This is a genomic window from Devosia sp., from assembly GCF_034675085.1.
Taxonomy (GTDB): Bacteria; Pseudomonadota; Alphaproteobacteria; order Rhizobiales; family Devosiaceae; genus Devosia.
Genome location: NZ_JAUCDN010000262.1, coordinates 1 through 4609, shown reverse-complemented (window position 1 = coordinate 4609; position 4609 = coordinate 1). Strand labels below are relative to the sequence as shown.

2 protein-coding genes and 1 pseudogene are annotated in these 4609 nt (G+C 63.1%); all 3 read left to right on the top strand.

All coding sequences use genetic code 11. The annotated features are described in order from the left end of the window. The first annotated feature begins 443 nt into the window (after nucleotides 1-443). Nucleotides 444-2375, top strand: coding sequence for an ATP-dependent zinc metalloprotease FtsH (gene ftsH / locus VDP82_RS14250; RefSeq protein WP_323015510.1), 1932 nt, complete (start codon nucleotides 444-446; stop codon nucleotides 2373-2375). Nucleotides 2376-2596: 221 nt separating this feature from the next. Beyond that, nucleotides 2597-3940 (top strand): phosphoglucosamine mutase, encoded by a 1344-nt coding sequence (glmM, locus tag VDP82_RS14245; RefSeq protein ID WP_323015509.1) that lies wholly within the window; start codon nucleotides 2597-2599, stop codon nucleotides 3938-3940. Nucleotides 3941-4263: 323 nt separating this feature from the next. Further along, a pseudogene (locus VDP82_RS14240) lies at nucleotides 4264-4609 on the top strand (hypothetical protein); the annotation flags it as partial.

Sequence of the window (4609 nt, the reverse complement as noted above, 5' to 3'; positions counted from 1 at the left end):
ACGACATCCCCGATGAGATGGTGGCGCAAGCCAACGCCAGGGCCGCGAGCACTTAAGGGCGGCGGCGTTTCCAATCCACCGGCGCCGCCGGGCTATCGCATATGGGTTGTGGCACGATAGCGCCGCATCCGCCGGGCGGTACCTCCCCCTTGACGGGGGAGGTTAGGAGGGGGTGTCGAGAGCCCGAATATAGGGGGCTAAACGCCCCCCACCCTTGATCCCTCCCCGTAAGGGGGAGGGGGCAGTCGCCCCAGCATCCAGCCCAATCCATCCCCCCTCAGGGGAGCCACTTCCGCCACGGGCTGTTAACCCCATCGTGACAATGTGACTGGACGAAGCAACCAAACGGCCGCAGGTCTGGCCCTTGTAACGCCCCAATGCCGGACATACATTCGGCACATCGCCGCGCGCTCCGGTGCGCGGACCTCTCCGGGACAGGATTGATGAACGGAAATTTCCGCAACTTCGCCATCTGGCTGGTCATTCTCTTCATGCTGATGGGCCTGTTCCAGGTCTTCCAGACTTCGACGCGTTCCATTTCGGTGTCCGACAAGAGCTATAGCCAGTTCGTCAGCGATATCGATGCGGGCAGCGTCACCAGCGTCACCATCACCAACAATGTGGTCGCCGGCATGCTGCGCGACGGCACGCGCTTCGAAACCGTGCTGCCAGATGGCGCCGACGTGATTTCGCGCCTGGAAAACAAGGGCGTCTCCATCACCGCCCGCGCGCCCGATACCAGCCCCTTCTGGTCGATCCTGCTCTCAAGCTGGCTGCCCTTCATCGTCATCATCGGGGTGTGGTTCTTCTTCATCCGCCAGATGCAGGGCGGGGGCAGGGGTGGCGCCATGGGCTTTGGCAAATCGCGCGCCAAGCTGCTCACCGAAACCCAGGGCAAGGTGACCTTCGAGGATGTCGCCGGTGTCGACGAGGCCAAGCAGGACCTTGAGGAAATCGTGGAATTCCTGCGCGATCCGGGCAAGTTCCAGCGGCTGGGCGGGCGCATTCCGCGCGGCGTGCTGCTGGTCGGCCCGCCGGGCACCGGCAAGACGCTGCTGGCCCGCTCGGTCGCCGGCGAGGCCAATGTGCCCTTCTTCACCATTTCGGGTTCGGACTTCGTTGAAATGTTCGTCGGCGTCGGCGCGTCCCGCGTCCGCGACATGTTCGAGCAGGCCAAGAAGAACGCGCCCTGCATCATCTTCATCGACGAAATCGACGCCGTCGGCCGCCAGCGCGGCGCCGGCCTCGGTGGCGGCAATGACGAGCGCGAGCAGACGCTGAACCAGCTTCTGGTCGAAATGGACGGGTTCGAGGCCAATGAGGGCATCATTCTCATCGCCGCCACCAACCGCCCCGACGTGCTCGATCCGGCGCTGCTGCGTCCGGGCCGTTTCGACCGCCAGGTCGTGGTGCCCAATCCCGACGTTTCGGGCCGCGAAAAGGTGCTCAAGGTTCACGTCCGCAAGGTGCCGCTGGCGCCCGACGTGGATCTGAAGGTCCTGGCCCGCGGCACGCCCGGCTTTTCCGGCGCCGATTTGATGAACCTCGTCAACGAGGCGGCGCTGATGGCGGCGCGGCGCAACAAGCGCTTCGTCACCCATCAGGAGTTCGAGGATGCCAAGGACAAGATCATGATGGGCGCCGAGCGCCGCACCATGGCCATGAGCGAGGACGAAAAGAAGCTCACCGCCTATCACGAGGCCGGCCATGCCATCATCGCGCTCAAGGTGGCGGGGATCGACCCCATCCACAAGGCGACGATCATTCCGCGCGGCCGCGCTTTGGGCATGGTGATGACCCTGCCCGAGAGCGACAGCTATTCCTTCTCGCGCGAAAAGGCTCTGGCGCGGCTGACCATGCTGTTCGGCGGCCGCGAGGCCGAGATCATCAAGTTCGGCCCCGAAAAGGTCACTTCCGGCGCTTCGGGCGACATCCAGATGGCGACCAATCTCGCCCGCTCGATGGTGATGGAATGGGGCATGAGCGAGAAGCTCGGCCGGGTGCGCTACAAGTCCAATGACCAGGAAGTGTTCCTGGGCCATTCGGTCACCCAGTCCCAGCATATGTCGGACGATACGGCCCGCATCATCGACCAGGAGGTGCGCAAGCTGATCGAGGATGGCGAATCCTCGGCCCGCGACATTCTCACCACCTATCACGACCAGTGGGAAGCCATCGCCCAGGCGCTGCTCGAATTCGAAACCCTGACCGGGGACGAACTGCGCGACCTGATGGACGGCAAGCAGCCGGTGCGTCCGGACGACAATGGCCCCGCCGCCCCCAAGGCCACCGGCGTGCCCTCGGCCGGCAAATCGGGCAGGAAGCGCCCCGATGCCCCGCCCGAGCCGGGCATGGAGCCCCAGCCTAACAATTAAGGCTGATGAAAATCATCCAGGGCCGCCGCAAGGCGGCCCTTTTGTATGATGGCGAATTCCGCTATTCCGCCCCAAAGTGATATTATCCGGCGCTTTAGAGCGTTTCCAGCAAAAGTGGAAACGGTTTTGCGGTTCGGAAACGCGACAAAACAAAGACTTGGATCCATTTTGCTGTTTCCCTGAAACAGCGAAATGGATCTGGCGAGGCAGGGGTAGAACAAATGGCACGCAAATATTTCGGCACCGATGGCATTCGGGGTCTGGCCAATGGCGAAAAGCTCACCCCTGAACTGGCGCTCAAGGTGGGCATGGCGGCGGGCGCCAAATTCGTGCGCGGCGATCATCGCAACCGCGTCGTCATCGGCAAGGATACCCGCCGCTCGGGCTATATGATCGAAAGCGCGCTCACCGCCGGCTTCACTGCCGTTGGCATGGATGTCTACCTGCTCGGGCCGATGCCCACCCCCGCCGTCGCCATGCTGACGCGCTCGCTGCGCGCCGATCTGGGCGTCATGATCTCGGCCTCGCACAATCCGTTCGACGACAATGGCATCAAGCTGTTCCGGCCCGATGGCTACAAGCTCAGCGACGAGGTGGAAGGGGAGATCGAGCGGCTGATCGACAGCGACATGTCGGCTCGTCTGGCCCATGGTCGCGAGATCGGCCGGGCGCATCGCGACGAGGAAGCGCGCACCCGCTACATCGAATATGCCAAGCGCACCTTGCCGCGCCATATCGACCTTGCCGGGCTGCGCGTCGTGCTCGATTGCGCCAATGGCGCCGCCTACAAGGTGGCGCCGGTCGCCTTGTGGGAGCTGGGCGCGGAGGTCTTCACCATCGGCGACAAGCCCGATGGCTTCAACATCAACGACAAGGTCGGCTCCACCGCCCCCGAGGCCGTGGTGGCCAAGGTGCGCGAGGTGCGCGCCGATATCGGCATCGCGCTCGATGGCGACGCCGACCGGGTCATCATCGTCGATGAAAAGGGCGAGGTGATCGATGGCGACCAGTTCATGGCGGTGATCGCCCAGAGCTGGATGGAGCGCGAAATGCTGGTGGGCGGGGGGATCGTCGCCACCATCATGTCCAATCTCGGACTGGAGCGCTATCTGGGCTCGCTGGGGCTGACGCTGGAGCGCACCCAGGTGGGCGACCGCTATGTGCTCGAGGCCATGCGCGCCAAGGGCTTCAATGTCGGCGGCGAGCAATCCGGCCACATCATTCTCTCCGATTTCACCACCACCGGCGACGGGCTGGTGGCGGCGCTGCAATTGATGGCCGTGCTCAAGCAGCAGGGGCGGCCGGTGTCCGAGATTTGCGCGCGCTTTGAAAAAGTGCCGCAGCTTTTGCGCAGCGTGAAGTTCAAGTCGGGCAAGCCGCTGGAGAACACCCATGTCATCCAGGCCATTGCCGACGGGCAGGCGCAATTGGGCAATGGCGGGCGGCTGGTGGTGCGCGCCTCGGGCACCGAGCCGGTCATCCGCGTCATGGGCGAGGCCGACGATGCGAGCCTGGTCAGCATCGTTGTTGCCCAGATCGAAGCAGCCATCCGCGACGTGGCTTAGGTTTGCCCTCTCGCCCCGGCCTTTTCCATCCACCACCTTGTCATTCCGGCGCAGGCCGGAATCCATGCTGAAGGTCCTCCCCCGGCTCCATGGCCTGTGGAAGCATGTGGATATGGATTCCGGCCTGCGCCGGAGTGACCTTGGGCAGGAACCGGAAAGCAAGTAAATCCTCAATTCCCAACAAAAATTTACTTGGCGTTAACTATAAATGCCCGGTTTTGGCGAAATCACGGTTAAATTTCTAGGTTAAATGAGCTTTAAGAAAATTGTCCGATATTGAGGTGCGCTCGACTGGTGTCGTGGCATTTCAAAGGACGTTTCTCATGCGTAAGCTCATTGCTGCATTGCTGGCAGCGGCAGCGGTCACGGGCCCGACACTGGCTGCCGACATGCCCTATTATCCGCCCATCGTGGATGTTCCCGATGTCAATTACGGGGTCCAGGGCTCCTTCTACCTGCGCGGCAGCGTGGGGCTGAACGCCCTCTGGGCCAAGGAAGTGAACCACCCCTCGGTTGTTCCCAATGTTTTCGCCATCGATGCCAATGGCACCGGGTATTCCTATGGCGTGGGTGCCGGTTACGAAACCGGCACGGGCCTGCGCTTCGATCTCACCGTGGACCGGCTCCACAATGATGGCATGAGCGCCACCGTGGGCGCCGGTGCCGTGG